Origin of the sequence: Bacillus sp. 5mfcol3.1, assembly GCF_900114335.1 — a bacterium.
Classification (GTDB): Bacteria; Bacillota; Bacilli; order Bacillales; family Bacillaceae_G; genus Bacillus_A; species Bacillus_A thuringiensis_S.
Map to the genome: position 1 here is coordinate 822,547 of NZ_FOST01000002.1, position 24,079 is coordinate 846,625.

Sequence of the window (24,079 nt, forward strand, 5' to 3'; positions counted from 1 at the left end):
ACAATATTAATGATCTTCGTAAAAAAGATGCGAGTGTATAGAACAATTACATATTTTATAACTTTTTTATATTACACGATGGTCGTTTATAAATAGGAGGAAGAGATGTTGAAATATAGTAAATTAGCAATTATAACTGCATTATCAATGACTTTATTAGCCGGTTGTTTTGGACCGAAACCAGAAGAAGAATTATATGTAGCGTTTGAAAACGCTGCTAAACAAGAAAAAACAATGTTTGAAGATGCAAAAAAACTTGAGGCTTTAGAGAAAGAAGGACAAGAATTATATAACCAGATTGTGCAAGAAGGAAAAGATAATAATCAAACTGTTAAAGAAAAATTGAATCAAGCAGCAAAGAATACAACTGAACGAGAAAAAGTACTTACAAAAGAAAAAGAGGCTTTAAATAAAGCTCAAGAAGAAGTGAAGTCAGCTGATAAGTATGTGAAGAAAATTGAAGATAATAAGTTGAAAGATCAAGCTGATAAAGTGAAAAGTACCTATGAGAAACGACACGATTCATTTAATAAAATGTATGACAGCTATAATAAATCTTTAAAACAAGAAAAAGAGTTATACACAATGTTACAAGATAAAGGTACTAAATTAAAAGATATTAGTGAAAAAGTAAAAGTAGTAAATCAATCTTATAAGGATATTGAGTCAGAAAAAGATAAATTTAATGAATTCACAAAGTCTTATAATACAGAAAAAGTAGCTTTTTATAAACAAGCAAATATTAAAATTAAAGAAGAGAAAAAATAAAACAGTTTGGCCTACACTTGGCCAAACTGTTTTATTTTTTTGTATAAGTACGACTATACCATGGAACAGGTTCACTTAATTTTTTTTCTTGTTTCAATGCTTCAGGACCAATATAATCTTGAAGTGTTTTTTTTGCTACTGTTAAAGATAAGGTTGTTTTCGGATTTCGATAGGAGGATTCAAGATGACCAAGATGCGGTAGAATTCGAAAATCTTCTTTCGTAGGAGGGATGTGGAAAAAATAATCGCCTAAACGTATAAGGACATCAGATTGTTGTTGGCTAAAACGTGGGTTTCTAGAAAAATGTAATCCTTCTTTAATTGCTTTTTTTTCAGCAATCAAACGTTCTAAAGCTGTCTTTTTTAACCAGTATAAATATTTAGGATTAGTAGCTGCTTTAGCATGACGATTCACAACGAAAATAGATTGAGCTAGTCGATTAATAGAATGTTGGTTTTGTAATTGAGATTGTGGTTGTGAAGGTTTCATATTGAATCTCCTTTCAATTTTTCATTATTATACCATAAATAAAAGAGGTTTTTATTATATGCAAAAAGTGATTGTATATATTTTCAATATTAAAGCAATATTGTTACAAAAAACAACTATTTTGTATAATAGTAATAGAATATGTTTTTGAAATTTGATAATGAAAGAGTGAGAAGTTTGAAAGAAATATTAAAACAACAGTATGCCATTATAGATATTGGATCTAATACAATGCGTTTAGTTATTTATGAAAAGAAAAATGGAGGTTTTTATAAAGAGATTGAAAATACAAAAGTGGTTGCTAGGTTAAGGAATTACTTAATTGATGGTGTGTTGAATGAAGAGGGAATAGAAGTATTATTACAGACATTATTTCAATTTCAAGAAAGTACAAGGTTCCATCAGTTGCATCATGTACTTTGTGTTGCAACAGCAACAATTAGACAGTCTGAGAATCAAGAGGAAATTAAAAAGCTTATTGAAGGACAAACGGATTTTACTCTTAGAGTATTATCAGAGTATGAGGAAGCGCGTTACGGATACTTGGCGGTTATGAATTCTACATCGTTTTCAGAAGGAATAACGGTAGATATTGGTGGGGGAAGTACGGAAGTTACATACTTTAGAAATAGAGAGATTTTAGAGTACCATAGTTTTCCTTTTGGGGCACTTTCTTTAAAGCAACAATTTATTAAAGGTGATATTCCTACTAAAGATGAGTTAGAAGGAATGCAACGGTATTTAGAGTTTCAATTTCGAACGTTACCATGGTTAAGCAATAAGAAATTGCCTCTTATTGCAATTGGTGGTAGTGCGAGGAACTTAGTAAAAATCCATCAAAATTTAATATGTTATCCTATAGCAGGATTACATTTATACAAGATGAAAGAAGAAGATATTGAAAATGTAAAAGATGAATTAGGAAAATTGTCGTTCATAGAACTTCAGAAATTGGAAGGATTGGCAAAAGATCGAGCGGATACGATTATTCCAGCGGTTGAAGTATTTCATACACTTGTTCATGTTATAGAGGCACCGGCATTTGTATTAAGTAGAAAAGGGTTAAGAGAAGGTGTTTTCTATGAAGAGTTGACAAAAGATTTGGGGATTTCATATTATCCGAACGTAGTTGAAGAAAGTTTGCATTTACTATCACATGAATACGAAATGGATATGGAATTTGTAATTCAACTTATTAAACATGGAAGACTAATTTGCAAACAACTTGAGGAAATAGGGCTTATTTCTATGTCAATAAAAGACTGGGAAGTGTTCCATCAAGCAGCGAAAGTATTTAATATAGGCAAATATATAGACGAAGAAGCGAGCCGTTTACATACGTTTTATTTATTAGCGAATAAGACAATTGATGGCATGATGCATAAAGATCGAGTAAGGCTAGCACTTATTGCATCGTATAAATCAAAAATGTTATTTAAACAACATTTATCACCATTTGAAGGTTGGTTTGATAAAAGCGAACAAAAAAAAATCCGCCTGTTAGGAGCTGTTTTACAATTTTCAGCTACTTTAAATGTAAGGCAACGATCGCTTGTTGATACCATATCTATAACAGAAAACGAAGAAGGGTTAACGTTTAAAGTTTTATGCGAACAATCAGCATTAGCGGAAAAAGTGCAAGCTGAAAAACAAAAAAAACAGTTAGAAAGAGTATTAAAAACGAATATTAACTTGTTATTTGAACTAAAACATTAGGTTGTACGGATGTCTTTACAAAAAAATTACACTTTATAATATTGTAATTTGCTAAAATAAAAGTAACTAAATTATAGTAAAAAAGTTTCAAGGGGAAGTGTGAAGAGAATGGAATTATTGAAGGGGAATGCAGTAAATTTAAATGATACAGCTTATTACAATAATCGAGAGTTAAGTTGGTTAGCATTTAATGAACGTGTCTTACAAGAAGCGCAAGATGCAAATAATCCACTTTTGGAAAGATTGAAATTTATTAGTATTTTTAGTTCGAATTTAGATGAATTTTTTATGGTACGTGTAGCGGGATTAAAGGATCAAGTGAGTGCTGGATTTAATCAACCAGAAAATAAAGCTGGCTTAACACCAAAAAAGCAATTAAATAAAATTGCGATAAAAGCCCATGCACTAATGACAGTACAATATGATACATTTAAAAATTATGTATTACCAGCGCTTGAGTTAGAGGGAATTGAACGTTTAACATTCAATGATTTGACGAAAGAGCAGCGAGAATTTATAGAAGAGTATTTTGATGAGCAAATTTTTCCGGTGTTAACTCCTGTAGCTATTGATGCATATCGCCCATTTCCAATGTTATTAAACAAAAGTTTGAATTTGGCTACTCTTTTATATGATGAGAAGCAAGCGGAAGAAGAAAACAGGACGAAATTAGGAATTGTGCAAGTTCCTTCATTACTTGAGCGCTTCATAATTTTACCGAGCGAAGGGCAAAAGCATAAATTTATTTTATTAGAAGACGTAATTAGTAGCTTTACTCATAAATTATTTACGGGATATACAGTATCATCTGTTACTCGTTTCCGTATTACACGCAATGCAGATTTAACGATTCATGAAGAAGGTGCGAGAGATTTATTAAAGGTAATTGAAAAAGAATTAAAAAAGCGTAAGTGGGGGGCTGCTGTTCGTTTAGAGGTTGGGAAAGAACACATTGATGAAAGAGTATTAGCATTATTATATGAGGTTCTGGAAGTAAAAGATGAAGATGTATATATAATGGATGGTCCATTAGATTTAACATGTTTGTTTTCTTTATATAAAAAACTAGCTCCTTTATATGAACATCTTGTATATCCAGCTCTTATTCCGCAACCGCCTCAAGATTTAGGTGATGAAGAAGATGTATTTGAAAAAGCAATTGAGCATGATATTTTATTACATCATCCTTTTGAATCCTTTCAGCCGGTAGTTGATTTTGTTCGTGATGCGGCAGACGATCCGAATGTACTTGCGATTAAACAAACGTTATATCGTGTAAGTGGTGATTCACCGATTATTCAGGCGTTAAAGATAGCGGCTGAAAAGGGAAAACAAGTGACGGTATTGGTTGAATTAAAGGCAAGGTTTGATGAAGAAAACAATGTTCATTGGGCTAAAGAATTAGAACAGGCAGGCTGTCATGTTATTTACGGTGTAAGTCACTTGAAAACACATAGTAAAATTACGTTAGTTGTAAGAAGAAAAAACGGAAAAATTGAAAGGTTCGTACATCTTGGAACTGGAAACTATAATGATGCAACAGCGAAGTTATATACTGATTTTGGATATATTACATCAAGAAAAGACTTTGGGGTTGATGCAACCAATTTCTTTAATTATTTAAGTGGTTATACAACAAAGCCACATTTTCATCATTTATCGGTTGCTCCATTTGATATAAGAGAGCAATTTATAGATTTAATAGATGAAGAAATCCGTTATCATAGGCAATATGGAAATGGATATATTATCGCTAAGATGAATTCATTAACAGATAAACCATTAATTAAAAAAATGTACGAAGCATCACAAGCTGGAGTAAAGGTAGAGCTCATTGTTCGAGGGACATGTTGTTTAAGACCTGGCATTCCAAATGTAAGTGAAAATATTCGTGTAGTTAGTGTTGTTGGAAGATACTTAGAGCATAGCCGTATTTATTATTTCCATCATAATGGGGAGGAGAAAATATATTTATCTTCAGCTGATTTGATGACGCGAAATATGGAGAAGCGAGTGGAAATATCTTTCCCGATATTAGATATTGAAATGAAGGCACGAATTAAGGCGATTTTACAGCTTACATTAGCTGATAATGTGAAAACACGTGAACAAAATAAAGATGGTGATTACTATTATGTTATTAATAGTAGTACAGAAGAAATTGATAGCCAAGTGAAGTTGTTTAAGATGGCATATCAAAATACAGACGCTGAATAATGAAAAAAGTAAAAACCTCTTATGTCAATAAGAGGTTTTTACTTTTTTCTACTCATATGCTCCAAAAATGGAAGGATGAGTAGAAACAATAGTTTTATTATAAGCGTGTAATGAGATGGCTCGTTGAGAGAATAATATTTGAAAGAATCGTTATTTTAACTTAGTAATAGTATGGTTGCTGACATGGTCCACCGTAACAAGGATAAGGTGCTGGCGGCGGGAAAGGTGGTGGATAAGGTGGATAAAATGGTCGAGGGCCGAAAGCTAATGCTCCGCCGAGCAATCCACCAGCAATTCCAGCTAGAAAGGGAACGCCAAAAAACGGGAAGAAGCGTGAGTCGCCTACTGGACCAATAGGTGCTGAACGGACTGGAATTGGTTGATAATATGGATACATGAACATACCTCCTTTATTGGACTCACTTTTATCATATGGTAAACAAAACGTGGATGAGCGCGTACAAGAAAGGATATGTAAGAAAATAGGCGAATTATTACGAATGTTGGAGTGTGAAAATTGTGATTTCAGGTTTTGACATAAAACGAAATGGGACACGTGTTCTTCCCAGGCCTCGATTGACATAGAGAGTTAAATCCTGAATTGTATAGAAGCCTTCAATATAGTCTTTGGCGAGTGAAGGTGTAATAATAGCTCCTAAAAAAGGAATTTGTACTTGTCCGCCGTGACTATGACCAGAAAGTTGCAAGTTGATTGGATATCTAGAAACTTTGGGCGCGATATCTGGTTCGTGAACAAGAACAATGTTATAAGTACTTTGCCGTGCATGCTCTAATGTTTTCTCTATTTTTGGTTTGCCTAATAGTATATCATCGAGACCGAAAATAGAAATTTCACTATTATCCATTAAGCGAATTCTTTTTTCACTATTGAGCAATAGCTCAAATCCTGATTCACGCATGATGTGCTCATAGTATTCAGTTCCATATCCACCGTGATCATGGTTACCATAAATAGCGAATTTACCAAAGGGGGCTTGTATATTTTTTAAAATGGATGCAACGAAAGGAGTGTCAGTATACGTTTGATAATTATCAATGAGATCTCCGGTAAAAAGGACAATATCTGGATTTACAGCATTAATTTTAGAAACAACTTTAGATAAATGTTGAAGCGAGAAATAGTATCCGAGATGTAAATCGCTGAATTGAAGAATTTTCATACCATGAAAACTTTTTGGGATGAGTTGTGATTTTAATGTGTGCTGTGTAAAAGAAATGAAATGGGGCTCTATATATTTAGCATAGTAGTATCCGATGCTACTGGTTATAAATGAATAGAGACAAGTACGCATACCAATTTTTAAAAAATTTCTTCTTGTAATGTGCTTCATAAAAATATGAGTATACCTCAATGTTTTTATTCCATTTATAGGCTACTCAAATCTCCTTTCAGTTTATTTAAAATATACTTTACATAATAAAAAAGTAGTATAGATTACGAAAAAAAATGAATAAAAAGAAAGTTCTTTACGCTAAAATATCAGAAAAGTTTAAAAATATAAAGATTTCTATTAAATAAAGTGATAAAATGAATGTGTATTCATTTTTTGGAGGGGATGTATGTGAAAGAAAAGGTAGTTATTATAACAGGTGGATCGAGTGGAATGGGAAAAGGAATGGCGACTCGTTTTGCAAAAGAAGGGGCACGAGTTGTTATTACAGGACGTACAAAGGAAAAACTAGAGGAAACAAAGTTGGAAATTGAACAATTTCCAGGGCAAGTATTACCTGTACAAATGGATGTAAGAAATACGGATGACATTCAGAAAATGATTGAACAGATTGATGAGAAGTTTGGTAGAATTGATGTTTTAATAAATAATGCAGCTGGAAACTTTATTTGTCCAGCAGAAGATTTATCTGTGAATGGCTGGAATTCAGTCATTAATATTGTGTTAAACGGTACGTTTTACTGTAGTCATGCTGTCGGAAAATATTGGATTGAAAAAGGTATAAAAGGGAATATCATTAACATGGTAGCAACGTATGCATGGGATGCAGGTCCAGGAGTGATTCATTCGGCTGCAGCGAAGGCAGGGGTATTAGCGATGACGAAGACGCTCGCTGTTGAGTGGGGGCGTAAATATGGAATACGAGTTAACGCTATCGCGCCAGGACCAATTGAACGTACGGGCGGTGCTGATAAATTATGGATTTCAGAAGAAATGGCTAAGCGTACGATACAAAGTGTTCCGCTTGGAAGGCTGGGTACGCCAGAAGAAATCGCTGGTCTAGCTTATTATTTATGCTCAGATGAAGCGGCGTACATAAATGGAACTTGCATGACAATGGATGGAGGACAACATTTACATCAATATCCATTTTAAAAGGGATAAAAAATGAATGTTTGATTCATTTTTTTATGGTTAAATGTGACGGAATTGTGACATATGAAAGAAAAGTGTTTACAAGAGGTCATATATACGTTATATTTAAGACCTCTTTTTTCTTCATAGTAGAATTGCTAATTCCCCTTAGCATTTTACCCCTCTAATCCCTTCAGGAAAACTGAAGGGATTTTTTATTATTTTTCCGTAAATATCATGTTATAATTTTTGAAAAGTAAAGGGAGGGAAGCACGTTGATAGATGCATTAGATGTAATGAGTAACTTGGATAAAGTCCTTCCTTATTATCAAGCTATTTTTAGTGCTGATGAGCATACTGTAATTGGATATGAAGTAGTAGGACGTATTCAAACAGAAGAGGGCATACAAAGTTTAGCTTCTTTCTTTCACGATGATTCGATTCCAAGTGAATTTCAACTGGAAGCGGATAATATTATAGTAGAAAAAGCTTTAAATCGTTATTTAGAAAGCGATCAAAAATTATTATTATTTATACATCGGAATGCTAATGTATTAATGAATGATGATGATGAAAGCTTGCTTCAACTTTTATTGAGGTATGAAGAACAAGGTTTAAATTTAAAACAAATTGTTTTAGAGATTACAGAGCATGAATGTAAAGAAGATATAGAGCAATTTAATCATTTGCTTATGTATTATCGTACATATGGTATTCAAATTTCGATTAATAAGGTCGGAACGGGCACAAGTAATTTAGAGCGTATTAGCGTGTTAGCACCTGATATTTTAAAAGTAGATTTAACGAACTTAAGGCAAACAGCACTTTTACAATCTTATCAAGATATTTTATATTCTTTATCATTACTTGCTAGAAGAATTGGTGCAACCTTGTTATATGAAGAAATAGATGCTTTTTATCAATTGCAATATGCTTGGAAAAACGGTGGAAGATATTATCAAGGTAATTATTTGAAAGAATGTTTACCTGATTTTATTGAAACGAATGTTTTGAAAGAGCGACTTGGTAATGAATGTCATCAGTTTATTCAGCATGAAAAGAAGAAGTTACAAAAAATTTATAATTTAACAGAGATGTTACGCGATCGAATTGGCGATGTTTTATCAAAACAAAAAAAGAATGAAGATATCAATGATTGGTTATTACAATTTAGTCAAAGTGTATCACAGTATAGTTTTCGCATATTTATTTGTAATGAAGATGGTTTCCAACAATCAGGAAATGTTATGAAAAAAGATGGAGAATGGATTGTGATGCCGGATTATTATATGAAGAACTGGAGTTGGCGCCCGTATTTTCTCGAGAATATCATGAAAATGCGTTTTGAGAATAAGGCAAGGCTTTCAGATTTATATGCAGATATCGAAACGGGCGAAATGGTACGAACATTTTCTTTTCCAATAGATGATGACAACTTTTTATTTATAGATTTATCATATGAGTATTTATATGAAGAAGATGTTTTATTTTAATGCACGAAGAGATTCGTGCATTTTTTGTTTGTTTTTATCATAAATTGGTAATAGTGAAAAAGGTGATGAAAATGCTGTCTATCGTTGTAAAGATTTTACGAACGAAATCTGTCCTTTCTTTGCATAATCATTGTTACAATGAATACTACAAAGACAAGTTCTTTTAAAAGGAAGGTGAAAAAATGAGGAAATATGGAATATGGCTTGTTCTATTTGTATGTGTTGCCTTTCTAGTTGGTTATAGTGTTACGACTGTTTTAGGGAAAGAGGAAGTGGAAGTTGATCGGAAAGAAGTATTTACAACGATACAAAAAGGCTATGAAACCCAGTTTTCAATTCGTGGGAAGCATTTGCCGATGAATAAGATGATAGAGACGTTATCACCGTATTTTACAGATAATTTCCTTCAAGTATTTACAGATGAAAATAGCAGAAGTGATAAACAAAGTGGTGAATATTTACTTCCGGCAAAAGAAGCACCGTTTTCTTTTAATTCAGAAACGAAAATGTCGTATGATCAAGAGCATAAAAATTTATATGTATATGAGCGGACAAAAAGTGGACAATATCAAATTGTAACATTGAAAAGGGATCAAGATAAATGGAAGTTAGCAGGATATCATGAAAGTCAGGAACTTTTAACTGAAATAAAAAGGTTGCAACAATTATAAAGTGAAACTTTTAATTAGTGGGAGTTTTACTATCTACAAACAGCGGGATAAGAATAGGAATAGGTATTTACCTATTCCTATTCTATATTGAGTAGTTGTTGTAACTTTTCAATTTGAAAACCTGCAACTACTTCGCCATCAATTACGACTGTTGGAGTTGAATAGGAATCATAGTCGCTTAAAAGACGGTTGCGAGCAGCAGCGTCTTTTTTTACGTCAAATTCTTCATATGCAACGTTATTATGCTTCAAAAATTCTTTCACAATAACACATGGCGGACAATCAGGTTGTGTATAAACCTCAATTTTTTTCATTGTAATTCCTCCCTTTTTCTGTTTTTTATTATATTCTTCCAGTATAAAAACCGCAATAAAGAAGGGGAAATATGTTCTTTCTGTTTTTTCCTTCGCATTTCGACAAATTTTAGTTGAGTTTCTGGCTAATAACCTTTATCCTAGAGTGTGGAACATTTTTTCTGTTATGACGGATAGAATGAGTATAGCTGTAAAACCTATTGGTAGGAAGATCAGAGAAAGGAGAGATTTCATGTCTCTACTCCAAGGAATTTTAACTCGACTTGTTAGTCTACAAGAACAAGCTGAAAGCGGTGAAGTAGCACAACGCTATTTTGAAGTGAACGGTGAGCGCAAATGTAGCGTGAAATTTTTCGATAAAAGTGAAATGTATGAGTTAGAAGTGTATCAACAAGGTGAAAAACCTCAAGTGTACCAATTCGATAATATCGACATGGTTGCAATTGAGATTTACGATATCATTTCTTGATACATATAAAAAAGGTACTGCCATATGGCAGTACCTTTTTTAGTTCTATTACTTTCCAGCGTAATGTATAGAAGTTTTTTATTTTTCCTACAATGGTATTAAAATGAAAATTTAATCCGTGCAAGTTTGCTTATCCATGTGGATAAGTAGTCCCGTCAACCGGGTGAATATGTGAAGCTAAACTTCTCACAATTGCTGGGTTCTGCAAATAGCGGGAGAAATATAACTAGGAGGTTATCGTATGGAACGTTTACCAGTTGTGATTTGTCCTAATTGTCAAAGTTCTGCTGAGATTATTCATGTATTAACGGCTCAATCTAATCAAAATGTAATTTATACGTGTCAAGTTTGTCACTTTGTAATTCGAAATATTGAAACGAATAAAGGATAGGAAGTTATAATTTTAGTTTTTGTCCCATACAATGAGAATACGAAAAGTCTGTCTAATTGAAAGGACGTGACTCTGTGGACGGTGCACATAAATTTTACAATGTTTCAGAGAGACATTTAAATTTTGATATGGTCTTTAACCGTATTTGTAGTTTCATTGAAAAGGATCCGCGAAATTTGTATCGATTATCCATTGGGACAGACTCGCAAGCGCATCAAAAGGATACGAGGTTTATTACAGCAATCCATATTCATCGTGTTGGAAAAGGTGCCTGGGGTTGTTTACACCATAGATCAGTAAAAGATAAGCCAGCGACCTTACGTGAGAAAATATATTTAGAAACGCAGTTTAGTCAAGAAATCGCATGTCTATTTACGCCTACTCATATACAAACAATATGGGAGTTATTGCATCCTTATGCTCAAGATGGGGCTGGATTCATAATGGAAATTCATTTAGACATTGGGAATGATGGTTTAACAAGAGAATTTATTTTAGATATGACAGAAAAAATTCGAGCGATGGGATTAACTGCAAAAATTAAGCCGGATGCTTATGCGGCGTTTAGTTATGCAAATCGATATACGAAATGATTTTTTGTATGTTTATAATTGCTACATATCTTTTGGTGAAAACTGAATATTACATCTATTAAATAGGTTAAATTTTTTATATAATAAGAGTGAGTAACGATGCGAGTGTAAGGAGAGGGGTATATGCAAAGGGAAGTTGTTTTAACGAAGGAAGAAGAAAGTTTACTACTAGATATTTTATTTCAGCAAAATTATGCAAGTGAAATTTTAGCTGTGGAACTTACGGACATTGAGAATGGTTTGAAACAGACAGATGTGATGCAATATAAAAAAATCACAAGGTTATTTTACAGATTAAAAAATAAAGGGTATTAAGCGCTACCGGAATGGTAGTCTTTTTTTTGTGCTGTATGCTAAAATAGCTGTGTGATTGTATTTTTATTGAAATAAATTTAGGACAAAATAATAATATGAAAACGCTGTCATAAAATGTGAATAGAGTTATGAACATAAGCAGGAAAAAGGGAAAATGGGGGATGTAATATGATTAGTATTCCGAAAGACGAATTTCAACAAATTCTTGTGAAGGATTTAATGATTTCATCGGAAAAAGTAGCTCATGTCCAAATTGGAAATGGTTTAGAACATGCTTTACTCGTTCTTGTGAAATCTGGATATTCGGCGATACCTGTCTTAGATCCAATGTATAAATTACATGGTTTGATTAGTACGGCCATGATATTAGATGGTATGTTAGGATTAGAGCGTATTGAGTTTGAAAGACTTGATGATATGAAAGTAGAGCAGGTGATGAAGGAAGATATACCTTTTCTTAAATTAGAAGATTCATTTGCAAAAGCTTTAGAAATGACAATTGATCATCCTTTTATTTGCGCTGTTAATGAAGAAGGCTATTTTGAGGGGATTTTAACACGTCGGGCTATTTTAAAATTGTTGAATAAGAAAGTAAGGCAACATAATCGATAACGTGAGAAAAGTGACTTCATAGAAACGAAGAAGTCACTTTTTTTTCGTGCATATCACTTGTGTATGTATTATATTAAAAAAGACATAAAACATAAGGGAAGTTTGCGCTGAAAAATTGTATTTTCTGAATGAAAGCTTAATGGAATAAGGTGTATGGAAGCTAAGGAAAGAGGGAGAAAGTTGCAAATTGATGATTTTCAAATGATGGTTGTGTTAGCTCAGGAATCAAATATGAGAAAAGCGGCGGAACGTTTATTTGTTTCACAACCTGCGCTGAGTCAACGATTACAATCTATGGAGAAACAATGGGGAATGAAGTTTTTTATTCGCTCACAAAAAGGATTGACAATTACACCTGAAGGGGAAAAAGTTGCAAATTATGCCAAAGAAATGTTGCAAAAGGAAGAGGATATAAAAAGTGAGCTAGCTGTTTTTAGAACGGAAACTCATGGAACTTTAAAAATAGCTGTTGCATCAGTTATTGGTCAATATTGGCTCCCTCCTGTTTTGAAAAAGTTTGTGCATAAATATCCTTCTGTAAAGATATCGCTGTTTACTGGATGGAGTAGTGAAGTGCAAAAGCAGTTTTATGAAGGAGACGTTCATGTTGCTATACTGAGGGGAACACAAGAATATAAAGGTCAAAAGCAACAATTATTTGAAGATGAACTGTATTTAGTTGATAAAGAAATAAAAGATATTTCGATGCTAAAAGAAACAAATAGACCGTTCATTCAATTTAAAAGTGACTCAACTTATTATGGACAAATACAAAATTGGTGGTATGGTTTATTTTCTAATCCGCCTAAGCGAACGATTGTAGTTGACCAAATTGAAACATGCAAACAACTTGTTTTAAATGGTATAGGTTACGCCCTTTTACCTTCTACTGTTTTAAAGGAAGTACAGGAAAATATGTATAAAACACCTGTTCAACTGACGAGAGAAACATGGTTGTTAACAAGTGACTCGGCAAGGCAGTTGAAGCAAGTACAAGCATTTTTAGAAATTATAGAAGAAATTCAAAGGGAAAAATAAGATTATTATCTTGCTACTCGCTCTTTCGTTTGGTAGAGTAACATTATAAATGGATTTAGGAGGCAACAAGAATGAAAATGATGGACGCTAACGAAATTATTTCGTTTATTCAAAAAAGTGAAAAGAAAACTCCTGTAAAGGTATACATAAAAGGGGATTTAAAAGAAGTAACATTCCCTGAAACAGTACAAGCATTTGTGAATAAAAAATCAGGTGTATTATTCGGAGAATGGTCTGAAATTAAGACAATTCTTGATGAGAATAATAAGCACATCGTTGACTATGTTGTAGAAAACGATCGTCGTAATTCTGCAATTCCAATGCTTGATTTAAAAGGTATTAAAGCTCGCATCGAGCCAGGTGCTATTATTCGTGACCATGTTGAAATTGGTGACAACGCTGTAATTATGATGAATGCAACAATTAACATTGGTGCTGTAATTGGTGAAGGTTCTATGATCGACATGAACGCAGTACTTGGTGGACGTGCAACAGTCGGTAAAAACTGTCACGTAGGTGCAGGTGCTGTACTTGCAGGTGTTATTGAGCCACCTTCTGCAAAACCAGTTATCGTTGAAGATGATGTAGTAATCGGTGCAAACGTAGTTGTTTTAGAGGGTGTTACAGTAGGTAAAGGTGCAGTTGTAGCAGCAGGAGCTGTTGTAACAGAAGATGTGCCTCCATACACAGTTGTTGCAGGTACTCCAGCACGTGTAATTAAAGAAATTGATGAGAAGACAAAAGCAAAAACAGAAATTAAACAAGAGCTTCGTCAATTAAACCCAGAGAAATAAAAAGTAAAAAAAGCGTAAGAGCGTAAATGGGCTCTTACGCTTTTTATAGATAGAGGTGCAAAAATGACAGTAAGCAAATTTGTCCAAATTCGTAGAGATCTACATAGAATTCCGGAAATTGGATTTAAGGAATGGAAAACACAACAGTATATTTTAGATTATATAGGAACACTTTCTCTTGAATTTGTGGAAGTGAAGACATGGAAAACGGGTGTAATCGTTAAAGTAAATGGAAAAAATCCAGAAAAAATAATAGGTTATCGTGCAGATATAGATGGTCTGCCAATTACAGAGGAAACTGGATATGAGTTTGCTTCTATTCATGAAGGAATGATGCATGCATGTGGCCACGATGTACATACAACAATCGGTTTAGGCCTTCTAACGAAAGCTGTGAGCGAAAGAATAGATGATGACCTTGTATTTCTATTCCAGCCAGCAGAAGAAGGACCAGGCGGTGCTCTTCCTATGTTAGAAAGTGAAGAGTTAAAAGAATGGAAACCAAATATAATTCTTGGTCTTCATATTGCACCAGAATACGCTGTAGGGACAATTGCAACGAAAGAAGGACTGTTATTTGCTAATACTTCAGAATTATATATTGATTTAAAAGGGAAAGGTGGCCATGCTGCCTATCCGCATACTGCAAATGATATGATTGTTGCAGCAAGTCATCTTGTTACACAGCTTCAATCCGTTATTAGTCGCAATGTAAATCCTCTTGATAGTGCAGTAATTACAATCGGGAAAATTACAGGTGGTACGGTTCAAAATATTATTGCAGAAAAATCTCGTTTAGAAGGAACGATTCGAACATTATCAGTGGAATCAATGAAGCGTGTGAAAAGCAGAATTGAGGCAATTGTTGCAGGTATCGAAGCTTCTTTCCAGTGTGAGGCGATTATAGATTACGGAGCAATGTATCATCAAGTATATAACCATGAAGAGTTAACAAGAGAGTTTATGCAATTTGTACATAAACAAACAGATATGAATGTTATTACATGTACTGAGGCAATGACAGGTGAAGATTTTGGTTATATGCTTCGAGAAATCCCTGGATTTATGTTTTGGCTTGGAGTAAATTCAGAATATGGTTTACATCATGCAAAATTAAAACCAGACGAAGAAGTGATTGAAAAGGCAATTACATTTTTAAGCCAATATGTAAAGTGGAAAGGGAATAGAAAATAAAACTTCCGCTTTATTGAAGGTTCCAAAAAACTTTTTGTTATGAGGTGTAAGTAACGCTCGTATAGAGTGATTTTAGACATTTACATACAAATGAAAGAATAAAGTTAATTGGACTGTTTTAATAATGAGCAGGGGGTTTTTAGCCACTGCTCATTATTAATTATTTGACTAACTTATATATGTTTACTTTTAGTATGAAAAGTGTGTAAAATCAATGTGAAACATAGAAAAAAGGGTGGGGAATTACGTGCAAATTAGCAGTGCGATTTTATGTTTCGTCTTATATGCGTATGTTATTATTGCGGCGGTTTATTTTGGGATAAGTTTTTATGCCTATCGTTTAGTAGATAATAATGAATATGACGAAACATACAAATGGGTGAAGAGATATTTATCACCTGTACTAGAAATTATGAATGGGTTTGTGCTCTTTTTATTTATTGGATTAATTGCTTTCTCAACGAGTTTAGTAGGGAATAAAACTACGTTATTTGTATTGGGTATCATTATTTTTATGTTGTTAGGAATAAGGATTGGTAATACGGTCTTTTGGAATGAAAGAAAAGTAGATGGTTGGACGGGAATGTTAATTCCATGCATGTTAGCTGCAATCGTGACAAATATAGAACATGAATATTATCAATTACATTTTTGGCTTATTATCGTTTTAACAATTCTTTCTGTTTTGTATATAAGCACAGTAGTACTAACATATATTGCACATGAAAAAGGTGATGTTAAAGGCACTCGTTTCTTTAGAGGACGGGCATTATTTTGGAGTGTGCCGACGATGGCAGTTATCGCGCTTATTGCGATATTAGTAAATGGATATCAATTTTCTAGTTGGCAACTATTTTTAGAAAATTGGTGGATCTTTATCTTTTCGTTTATTGCTTTTTTAGGTGCAACGCATTATTTATTCCATCAACATCATTACATATGGGCGTTGTTATTTGCATTCATACAGCTTCTATTTGCCTTTTTTGGTCAAGAAACATTATTATTCGTTTTTGAAACATTTAGTTCGTTTGGAAATATATTTGTATTTGCTATGTTACTTGTTGGTATCGCTTTTTACTTGCAACAATATTTTTATATACAAAAACAAAAATAAGAGCTAATTACAGTTTTTGTGACGCATATAAAGTGTGTTACACTGAAAATAAATAGTACTTGAAGTTATTGGAGGAATTCCTGTGGGTGAGAAAGAAAAAGAATTTGCTGTCATTGGACTTGGTCGCTTTGGTGGAAGTATTTGCCGAGAACTAGCTCAATTAGGTATGGAAGTAATGGCAATCGACTCAGATGAGGATAAAATTAATGAATTTGCAAATATAGCTTCGCATGCTGTAATTGCAGATTCAACAGATGAGATGGTATTAAAAAGCCTTGGTATTCGAAATTTTGATCACGTAGTCGTTGCTATTGGAGATAATTTAAATTCAAGTATTCTAACTACTTTGATTTTGAAAGAATTGGGTGTAAAAAATATTACTGTAAAAGCTCAAAATGATTATCATGAAAAAGTGTTAAGTAAAATAGGTGCAGATCATATTGTGCATCCAGAACGTGATATGGGAAAAAGGATTGCTAATAATATTGCATCAAGCAATGTGTTAGACTACCTTGAGCTTTCAGATGAGCATAGTATTGTAGAGATTATTGCGAATAAAAAAATTGATGGGCACTCTTTAATTGAATTAGATATTCGTGCGAAGTTTGGATTGAATATTGTAGCAATTAAACGAGGTAAAGAAGTTATCGTATCCCCTCGGGCTACGGAGAATATTCAAGCAGGAGATATATTAATTGTCATTGGTCATGACGATGAAGTGGATCGATTTAAACACTTTTTAAGATAAGAGAAAAGAAAAGGACAATGCCTTCATAGCATTGTCCTTTTTCTTATATTTCCATAATGATTGGTAAAATCATTGGACGGCGTTTCGTTTTCTCATATAGGAATGGAGCTAATGTGTCTGTAATTTCATTTTTAATTTCAGACCATTGTGTTGTTTTACGCTCCATTACTTTTTCTAAATGAGTTGTAATTAATGTTTGTGCATCATTGATTAAATCGCTGCTTTCACGCATGTAAACGAAACCGCGTGAGATGATATCAGGTCCTGCTGCAACTTTAAATTCTTTCATATCAATGCTTACAACTACAATTACAAGTCCTTCTTCAGAAAGGATACGACGATCTCGTAATACGATATTGCCGATATCCCCAATACCGTTTCCATCAATGTAGACCGAACCAGATGGGATTTTTCCAGCTACGCTAGCTTCATCAGAACGTAAAGCAAGAACATCGCCATTATCCATAATGAAGCAATTTTCTTCAGGGATACCACAATCATTTGCTATGTTCATGTGCATACGCTGCATACGATATTCACCATGAATTGGCATGAAGTACTTCGGTTTAATTAGACGTAACATTAACTTTTGTTCTTCTTGTCCACCGTGTCCACTTGTATGGATATTTGAAAGTTTCCCGTGAATTACATCAGCGCCAGCGCGGTACAACATGTTAATTGTACGACTTACGCTAATTGTATTTCCTGGAATTGGTGAAGAAGAGAAAACAACTGTATCTCCAGGAATAATTTGAATTTGGCGGTGTGTACCGTTTGCAATACGTGAAAGTGCTGCCATCGGTTCACCTTGACTACCTGTACATAAAATAACAACTTTATTAGCTGGTAAACGGTTTAGTTGAGATGCATCTATGAATGTATCTTTCGGGCAACGAATATAACCAAGGTTTTGTCCGATTTCAATCGCTGCTTCCATACTTCGACCAAACACAGCTACTTTACGGTTGTTTTCAACAGCAGCTTCAATAACTTGTTGTAAGCGGTGAATATTTGATGCAAAGGTTGCGAATATAATCCGTCCGTCTACTTTACGGAAAATGTCTTGAATGCTATCACCAACGCGACGCTCAGACATAGTAAAGTTTGGAACTTCACTGTTCGTACTATCAGATAATAGACATAGCACGCCATCTTTACCGATTTCAGCCATTTTTGTTAAATCAGCTGGTTCACCAACTGGTGTGAAATCAAATTTGAAATCACCTGTATGAACAACTTGACCTTGAGGTGTTTTCACAACAACGCCGTACGAATCTGGAATACTGTGAGTTGTACGGAAGAAGGATACAGACGTTTTTTTGAATTTAATAACGTCATCTTCTTGAATTTCGTAAAGTTTTGCTTTACGAAGTAAGCCGTGTTCTTCCAATTTGTTTTTGATGAGTGCAATTGCTAATTTTCCGCCGTAAATCGGGATGTTCACTTGACGTAATAGGTAAGGGATTCCGCCGATATGATCTTCGTGACCATGTGTAATGAATAACCCTTTAATTTTATCTTCGTTTCGCACAAAATAAGTGTAGTCTGGTATTACATAATCGATTCCGAGAAGTTCGTCCTCTGGAAATTTAATTCCAGCATCAATTATAATAATTTCATCTTGAAATTGAACAGCGTATGTATTTTTACCGATTTCACCAAGCCCACCGAGAGCAAATACAGCAACTTGGTCGTTTTTTAGAAATTTCATATCGCTATACGATTTCCGCTAATGTTAAATCAGCGTTTTCTTTTTCATATTCAAGATGAGCGCCAGTAACAGACTGAACAAACTCGATATTATATGCGAACTTATTTAATTTTGTACGAACATCCTTTTCAGACGTAGCCTCTAAATATAAAACTTTTGTATTTTCACGTACTGGAACCTCAGTTAATTTTTCTTGATAAAATACTTTAAAAATCATTTGGAAAACCTCTCCTTGTCTATGTTTTGCATTATCTGTTACTTATTATAAAGCAAACAGTCACGATTTTCATGTTTTTTCGAATGAGAATGAAGAAAAAGCCCGAAATGGGCACAATTTAAGCGATTGTCTTTTTACGGACTAGACCGTTTAAATAACGCTTGAGCTTTTTCTTCAGCTTCTTCAGCATGATTACTCCTTCCTTTCCTTATTTTAAACATGCATATTACTAGTGAAAATTCTATCTCTGATATAAGAGATAGGACAAAAGTGAATGGTGAGTCTTGTCCTTTCCCATACAGTGAAAGTTATTCTATAGTAACGATTAGTAGCCGTTAGTTATAGGTATAGTATGAGGAAGAATGGAAAAGAAAATTCATCCGAACAAGTATCCACATGTTTTACTAATATATATATGCAAAGTTTACAAATAAGGTCAGAAAGGGAACGCTTTCTTCACAGATGTTTAATATGTTATACTTTTTTTTAGAATTTGAAAAGTGATATTCAAAATAGGAATATAGAGTGCCAGAAAGGATTTTGACAAATGAATGATAAAATTGTCTTTTTTGATATTGATGGAACATTATTAGATCATGATAAAAAAATTCCACAATCTACACGAGATGCAGTAAAACAGTTACAAGAAAAAGGTGTACATGTAGCAATTGCGACAGGGCGCGCGCCATTTATGTTCGAAGATATTCGTAAGGAACTTGATATACATAATTATGTTAGTTTTAATGGACAATACGTTGTCTTTGAAGATGAGGTAATATTTAATAATCCGTTACATCCAGATGCTTTACATAAGTTTACTCAGTTTGCAAAACAAGAAGGATATCCACTTGTATATCTTGACCATCAAGATATGAGAGCATCAGTGGAATATCATGATTATGTGAAAGAAGGCTTTGGAAGCTTAAACTTTGAGCATCCACCATATGAGCCTAATTTTTATGAGGAACGTAATATTTATCAAACACTACTTTTTTGTGAAGTAAATGAAGAGGAAAAGTTTATTAATCATTATCCAGATTTTCATTTTATTCGTTGGCATGCATATTCAATGGATATCATTCCGAATGGTGGTTCTAAGGCAAAAGGAATTGAGAAATACATTGAAAAGTTAGGTTTTAATCGTGATCAAGTGTATGCATTTGGAGATGGTTTAAATGATTTAGAAATGATCGAAGCCGTTGGCACAGGTATTGTGATGGGAAATGGCCATGAAGACTTGAAAAAACTTGCAAATCATGTGACAAAGGATGTTAGTGAAGACGGTATATATCATGGACTAAAGTGGGCTGGATTGCTATAAGTGAATATGGAACCCATTTCATAATAAAGAGGCGGAAGTTAATCTTCCGCCTCTTTATTATTATCGCTCTAGAGGTTTGGAATCATCAGGAGCGGCAAAAGGATTTTCTTTATTGATATGGTCATAGAACATAACGCCATTTAAATGGTCAATCTCGTGTTGGAATACGATTGCTGGTAAACCTTTTAAACGCAATTTTACTTCTTCGCCGTTAATAGAAGTTGCTTTTACTGTAATTCTTGTATAACGAGGAACATAACCGGGTACTTCGCGGTCTACAGATAGACAGCCTTCACCACCCTGTAAATATGTACGTTCAACAGAATGGCTAATGATTTTTGGATTGAATAATGCATGGCTATATAATGTACCATCCGCATCGGTTACATGAACTGCAATCATTTTTTTGGAAACACCGATTTGCGGAGCCGCTAATCCGATTCCAGGGCGTAAACTATATTTTTCAGCCATTTCAGGATCTTGGCTATTTATTACGAATTCAATCATTTCTTTTAAGGTAGTTGTATCTTCTTCGCTTGCCGGTAATGACACCTCTTCTGCAACGTCGCGCAAAATAGGATCTCCTTCGCGAATAACATCTTTCATTGTAAGCATATGTAATCTCTCCTTTCCTCTTTAGTCTACCAAAGGAGAGGGAAAAAGTCATCGGCAAGAAAGGGTAGGCATTTTGGAAATCTTTCTATTATAGAGTAGTTATGTATGTGATAAACAGAAAAAGACGGCAAAGCCGTCTTTTTCTTTCCATAGTTGTTTCGTTTTACATTAGCGAATGCAAGCAGCACCAACGATAATTAAAAGAATAAACAACACAACGATTAAGGCGAAGCCGCGTCCAGACCCGCCACAAGAACCGCCATAACCGTAGGAAGGATATGAACAAGTTGGATAGCAATATGAGTATCCGTACATGAGATGACCTCCTTTATCATTTCCCGCTAATACTGCGGTTACTATAATGTATGGAAGAGGGGGTGGAAATGTATAGGTATTTACCTAAAAAAGGAAGAGTAGTTTGTATATTTTTGTTACGAAGAGAGAAAAACTAAAGAGAATTAAATCGTTTACATATTATTCTAAGAGAAAAAATAAGTGAAAAAGGGAATAATATAACAGTAGGTCAATGCTTACTAATACAGATGTAAAAAATAAAAACACGTTTGTGTAGTAGAAACCTGCATATTATTTATAAAAAAACGTATTCAAAGTAATTGACATCGTAATTAGAATAGTTGTAAACTAAAAAACGTGATCAAGATTGTATTAATATGTTTCTGAAAAAACATTAGTACAGATTGTTAGGTACACAAAATTATTCTCAACCGACAGACAAACATGTTGGTTTACATCGTTGCGCTTTTTAAACTGGAAAATAGCCAGTGAAAGCGTTTCAGAATATGGTTCAAGAGAGGAAGAGGTGAACGGAATGGGTACTAAAACAAAAAAGACCCTATTTAATGTTGATGAGCAAATGAAAGCTATCGCAGCTCAATTTGAAACATTACAAATTTTAAATGAAAACGGTGAAGTTGTGAATGAAGCAGCTATGCCTGAATTATCTGATGATCAATTAAAAGAATTAATGCGTCGTATGGTGTATACACGCGTATTAGATCAACGTTCTATTTCTTTAAACCGTCAAGGACGTTTAGGTTTCTACGCACCTACAGCTGGACAAGAAGCTTCTCAATTAGCGAGTCATTTCGCACTTGAAGCAGAAGACTTCATCTTACCAGGGTACCGTGATGTACCACAATTAGTATGGCACGGATTACCATTATACCAAGCATTCTTATTCTCTCGTGGACACTTCATGGGTAACCAAATGCCTGAGAATGTAAATGCATTAGCTCCACAAATCATTATCGGTGCGCAAATCATCCAAACTGCTGGTGTTGCGTTAGGTATGAAACTACGTGGTAAAAAATCTGTTGCAATTACTTACACTGGTGACGGTGGTGCTTCACAAGGTGACTTCTACGAAGGTATGAACTTTGCAGGTGCATTCAAAGCTCCAGCAATCTTCGTTGTTCAAAACAACCGTTATGCAATTTCTACTCCAGTAGAAAAGCAATCTGCAGCTAAAACTGTAGCACAAAAAGCAGTAGCAGCAGGTATTTACGGAATTCAAGTAGACGGTATGGATCCATTAGCTGTATACGCAGCAACTGCTTTCGCTCGTGAGCGCGCAGTAAATGGCGAAGGCCCTACTTTAATCGAGACTTTAACATTCCGTTACGGTCCACATACAATGGCTGGTGATGACCCAACTCGTTACCGTACGAAAGATATCGAAAACGAATGGGAACAAAAAGACCCAATCGTACGCTTCCGTAAGTTCTTAGAAGCTAAAGGCCTATGGTCTCAAGAAGTTGAAGAGACAGTAATCGAAGAAGCAAAAGAAGATATCAAACAAGCAATTGCTAAGGCTGACCAAGCTCCAAAACAAAAAGTAACTGATTTAATGGAAATCATGTACGAAAAAATGCCTTACAACTTAGCTGAACAATATGAAATTTACAAAGAAAAGGAGTCGAAGTAAGCCATGGCTCAAATGACAATGATTCAAGCAATCACTGATGCTTTACGCGTTGAAATGAAAAATGATCCTAACGTACTTGTATTTGGTGAAGACGTTGGTGTAAACGGTGGTGTATTCCGTGCTACTGAAGGTTTACAAGCTGAATTTGGTGAAGATCGTGTAATGGATACTCCACTTGCAGAGTCTGGTATTGGTGGACTTGCAGTTGGTCTTGCACTTGAAGGATTCCGTCCAGTTCCAGAAATCCAATTCTTCGGTTTCGTTTTTGAAGTAATGGATTCAATTTCTGGTCAATTGGCTCGTATGCGTTACCGTTCTGGTGGACGTTGGACTGCTCCAGTAACAGTTCGTTCTCCATTCGGTGGTGGTGTTCATACTCCTGAACTACATGCTGATAGCTTAGAAGGATTAGTGGCTCAACAACCTGGTCTAAAAGTTGTTATTCCATCTACTCCATACGATGCTAAAGGTCTTTTAATCTCTGCGATTCGTGACAACGATCCAGTTATCTACTTAGAGCATATGAAATTGTACCGTTCATTCCGTCAAGATGTACCAGAAGGCGAATACACAATTGATTTAGGTAAAGCTGATATCAAACGTGAAGGTACAGATGTATCTGTTATCGCTTACGGTGCTATGGTTCACGCTGCATTAAAAGCTGCTGAAGAACTTGAAAAAGAAGGTATCTCTTTAGAGGTTGTTGACTTACGTACAGTTCAACCATTAGATATCGAAACAATCATCGCTTCTGTTGAAAAAACAGGTCGCGTAGTTGTAGTTCAAGAAGCTCAAAAACAAGCTGGTATTGCAGCTAACGTTGTAGCGGAAATTAACGACCGTGCAATCTTAAACTTAGAAGCGCCAGTTGTACGTGTTGCAGCTGCTGATACAGTATTCCCATTCTCTCAAGCAGAGAGCGTATGGTTACCAAACCACAAGGATATTGTTGAAGCTGTAAACAAAGTAATGAACTTCTAATTTTTAGTTTTTCATGTGCAAAAGA

General features: G+C 34.4%; 27 protein-coding genes. 19 read left to right on the plus strand and 8 right to left on the minus strand.

Translation table 11 applies throughout. The annotated features are described in order from the left end of the window. The first annotated feature begins 105 nt into the window (after positions 1-105). Positions 106-768, plus strand: a complete 663-nt coding sequence (locus tag BM089_RS13745; protein ID WP_000922465.1) for a YkyA family protein — start codon at positions 106-108, stop codon at positions 766-768. A gap of 31 nt (positions 769-799) precedes the next feature. On the opposite strand, the gene BM089_RS13750 is transcribed toward BM089_RS13745, so the two are convergent. Continuing rightward, positions 800-1,258 (minus strand): YkyB family protein, encoded by a 459-nt coding sequence (locus BM089_RS13750; protein ID WP_000804864.1) that lies wholly within the window; start codon positions 1,256-1,258, stop codon positions 800-802. A gap of 141 nt (positions 1,259-1,399) precedes the next feature. On the opposite strand from BM089_RS13750, the gene BM089_RS13755 reads away from it, so the two are divergent. After that, on the plus strand, positions 1,400-2,974 hold the full coding sequence (locus BM089_RS13755) for a Ppx/GppA family phosphatase (protein ID WP_071713521.1): 1,575 nt from the start codon (positions 1,400-1,402) through the stop codon (positions 2,972-2,974). A gap of 108 nt (positions 2,975-3,082) precedes the next feature. Beyond that, a complete protein-coding gene (locus BM089_RS13760; RefSeq protein ID WP_000421677.1) occupies positions 3,083-5,191 on the plus strand; it encodes a polyphosphate kinase in 2,109 nt (702 codons plus the stop codon). A gap of 160 nt (positions 5,192-5,351) precedes the next feature. Here the strand turns inward: BM089_RS13760 and BM089_RS13765 are convergent, their stop codons facing one another. Beyond that, entirely contained in the window at positions 5,352-5,588 is a 237-nt protein-coding gene (locus tag BM089_RS13765) for a hypothetical protein (RefSeq protein WP_000283738.1), read from the minus strand. A 97-nt stretch (positions 5,589-5,685) separates the two neighbouring features. Beyond that, positions 5,686-6,543, minus strand: a complete 858-nt coding sequence (locus BM089_RS13770; RefSeq protein WP_030027732.1) for a metallophosphoesterase — start codon at positions 6,541-6,543, stop codon at positions 5,686-5,688. A 231-nt stretch (positions 6,544-6,774) separates the two neighbouring features. Here BM089_RS13770 and fadH point away from each other — a divergent pair, with 231 nt between their 5' ends. From fadH to BM089_RS13785, 3 genes are all read left to right on the plus strand, one after another. Further along, positions 6,775-7,539: a 2,4-dienoyl-CoA reductase gene (fadH, locus tag BM089_RS13775; protein ID WP_000660913.1), complete on the plus strand. Its 765-nt coding sequence runs from the start codon at positions 6,775-6,777 to the stop codon at positions 7,537-7,539. Between the two features lie 254 nt (positions 7,540-7,793). Beyond that, complete coding sequence (locus BM089_RS13780) at positions 7,794-9,011, plus strand: EAL domain-containing protein (protein ID WP_000564307.1); 1,218 nt, start codon at positions 7,794-7,796, stop codon at positions 9,009-9,011. Between the two features lie 182 nt (positions 9,012-9,193). Then, positions 9,194-9,682, plus strand: a complete 489-nt coding sequence (locus tag BM089_RS13785) for a DUF3993 domain-containing protein (protein ID WP_001233805.1) — start codon at positions 9,194-9,196, stop codon at positions 9,680-9,682. Positions 9,683-9,759: 77 nt separating this feature from the next. On the opposite strand, the gene BM089_RS13790 is transcribed toward BM089_RS13785, so the two are convergent. Beyond that, positions 9,760-9,996 (minus strand): glutaredoxin family protein, encoded by a 237-nt coding sequence (locus tag BM089_RS13790; RefSeq protein ID WP_090977161.1) that lies wholly within the window; start codon positions 9,994-9,996, stop codon positions 9,760-9,762. A gap of 232 nt (positions 9,997-10,228) precedes the next feature. Between BM089_RS13790 and BM089_RS13795 the strand changes: the two genes are divergently transcribed. From BM089_RS13795 to BM089_RS13840, 10 genes are all read left to right on the plus strand, one after another. Further along, on the plus strand, positions 10,229-10,465 hold the full coding sequence (locus tag BM089_RS13795) for a YkuJ family protein (RefSeq protein ID WP_000055151.1): 237 nt from the start codon (positions 10,229-10,231) through the stop codon (positions 10,463-10,465). Between the two features lie 241 nt (positions 10,466-10,706). Further along, positions 10,707-10,856 carry a hypothetical protein gene (locus tag BM089_RS31085; RefSeq protein WP_000440540.1) on the plus strand — a complete coding sequence of 50 codons (150 nt, stop codon included), beginning with the start codon at positions 10,707-10,709 and terminating at the stop codon, positions 10,854-10,856. 74 nt (positions 10,857-10,930) lie between these two features. Continuing rightward, positions 10,931-11,449, plus strand: a complete 519-nt coding sequence (locus tag BM089_RS13805; RefSeq protein WP_000348490.1) for a ribonuclease H-like YkuK family protein — start codon at positions 10,931-10,933, stop codon at positions 11,447-11,449. A 123-nt stretch (positions 11,450-11,572) separates the two neighbouring features. Next, positions 11,573-11,764, plus strand: a complete 192-nt coding sequence (gene abbA / locus BM089_RS13810; protein ID WP_001188692.1) for an antirepressor AbbA — start codon at positions 11,573-11,575, stop codon at positions 11,762-11,764. A 168-nt stretch (positions 11,765-11,932) separates the two neighbouring features. Further along, positions 11,933-12,376 carry a cyclic-di-AMP-binding protein CbpB gene (gene cbpB / locus BM089_RS13815; RefSeq protein WP_000623573.1) on the plus strand — a complete coding sequence of 148 codons (444 nt, stop codon included), beginning with the start codon at positions 11,933-11,935 and terminating at the stop codon, positions 12,374-12,376. Positions 12,377-12,529: 153 nt separating this feature from the next. Continuing rightward, entirely contained in the window at positions 12,530-13,414 is an 885-nt protein-coding gene (locus BM089_RS13820) for a LysR family transcriptional regulator (protein ID WP_002094125.1), read from the plus strand. 71 nt (positions 13,415-13,485) lie between these two features. Next, positions 13,486-14,208, plus strand: a complete 723-nt coding sequence (gene dapD, locus BM089_RS13825) for a 2,3,4,5-tetrahydropyridine-2,6-dicarboxylate N-acetyltransferase (protein WP_000783241.1) — start codon at positions 13,486-13,488, stop codon at positions 14,206-14,208. Between the two features lie 63 nt (positions 14,209-14,271). After that, positions 14,272-15,402, plus strand: coding sequence for an N-acetyldiaminopimelate deacetylase (locus tag BM089_RS13830; RefSeq protein ID WP_000218677.1), 1,131 nt, complete (start codon positions 14,272-14,274; stop codon positions 15,400-15,402). Positions 15,403-15,649: 247 nt separating this feature from the next. Beyond that, positions 15,650-16,516 carry a hypothetical protein gene (locus tag BM089_RS13835; protein WP_001167322.1) on the plus strand — a complete coding sequence of 289 codons (867 nt, stop codon included), beginning with the start codon at positions 15,650-15,652 and terminating at the stop codon, positions 16,514-16,516. 82 nt (positions 16,517-16,598) lie between these two features. Then, positions 16,599-17,264: a potassium channel family protein gene (locus BM089_RS13840; protein WP_000504032.1), complete on the plus strand. Its 666-nt coding sequence runs from the start codon at positions 16,599-16,601 to the stop codon at positions 17,262-17,264. Between the two features lie 43 nt (positions 17,265-17,307). Here BM089_RS13840 and rnjA read toward each other — a convergent pair whose 3' ends face one another. Both rnjA and BM089_RS13850 read right to left on the minus strand, forming a co-directional pair. After that, positions 17,308-18,975 (minus strand): ribonuclease J1, encoded by a 1,668-nt coding sequence (rnjA, locus tag BM089_RS13845; RefSeq protein WP_000670375.1) that lies wholly within the window; start codon positions 18,973-18,975, stop codon positions 17,308-17,310. Between the two features lie 4 nt (positions 18,976-18,979). Continuing rightward, complete coding sequence (locus BM089_RS13850; RefSeq protein WP_000576435.1) at positions 18,980-19,192, minus strand: DNA-dependent RNA polymerase subunit epsilon; 213 nt, start codon at positions 19,190-19,192, stop codon at positions 18,980-18,982. 547 nt (positions 19,193-19,739) lie between these two features. Here BM089_RS13850 and BM089_RS13860 point away from each other — a divergent pair. Then, positions 19,740-20,513 carry a Cof-type HAD-IIB family hydrolase gene (locus tag BM089_RS13860; protein ID WP_090977163.1) on the plus strand — a complete coding sequence of 258 codons (774 nt, stop codon included), beginning with the start codon at positions 19,740-19,742 and terminating at the stop codon, positions 20,511-20,513. A gap of 60 nt (positions 20,514-20,573) precedes the next feature. Here the strand turns inward: BM089_RS13860 and def are convergent, their stop codons facing one another. Together def and BM089_RS13870 are read right to left on the minus strand one after the other, a co-directional pair. Continuing rightward, positions 20,574-21,128, minus strand: coding sequence for a peptide deformylase (gene def, locus BM089_RS13865; RefSeq protein WP_000957039.1), 555 nt, complete (start codon positions 21,126-21,128; stop codon positions 20,574-20,576). A 168-nt stretch (positions 21,129-21,296) separates the two neighbouring features. Continuing rightward, positions 21,297-21,443, minus strand: coding sequence for a YjcZ family sporulation protein (locus tag BM089_RS13870; protein WP_000274562.1), 147 nt, complete (start codon positions 21,441-21,443; stop codon positions 21,297-21,299). 514 nt (positions 21,444-21,957) lie between these two features. Here BM089_RS13870 and pdhA point away from each other — a divergent pair. Together pdhA and pdhB are read left to right on the plus strand one after the other, a co-directional pair. Beyond that, positions 21,958-23,073: a pyruvate dehydrogenase E1 component subunit alpha gene (gene pdhA, locus BM089_RS13875; protein WP_000536895.1), complete on the plus strand. Its 1,116-nt coding sequence runs from the start codon at positions 21,958-21,960 to the stop codon at positions 23,071-23,073. A 3-nt stretch (positions 23,074-23,076) separates the two neighbouring features. Further along, complete coding sequence (gene pdhB / locus BM089_RS13880) at positions 23,077-24,054, plus strand: pyruvate dehydrogenase complex E1 component subunit beta (RefSeq protein WP_000068163.1); 978 nt, start codon at positions 23,077-23,079, stop codon at positions 24,052-24,054. The last annotated feature ends 25 nt before the right edge of the window (positions 24,055-24,079 follow it).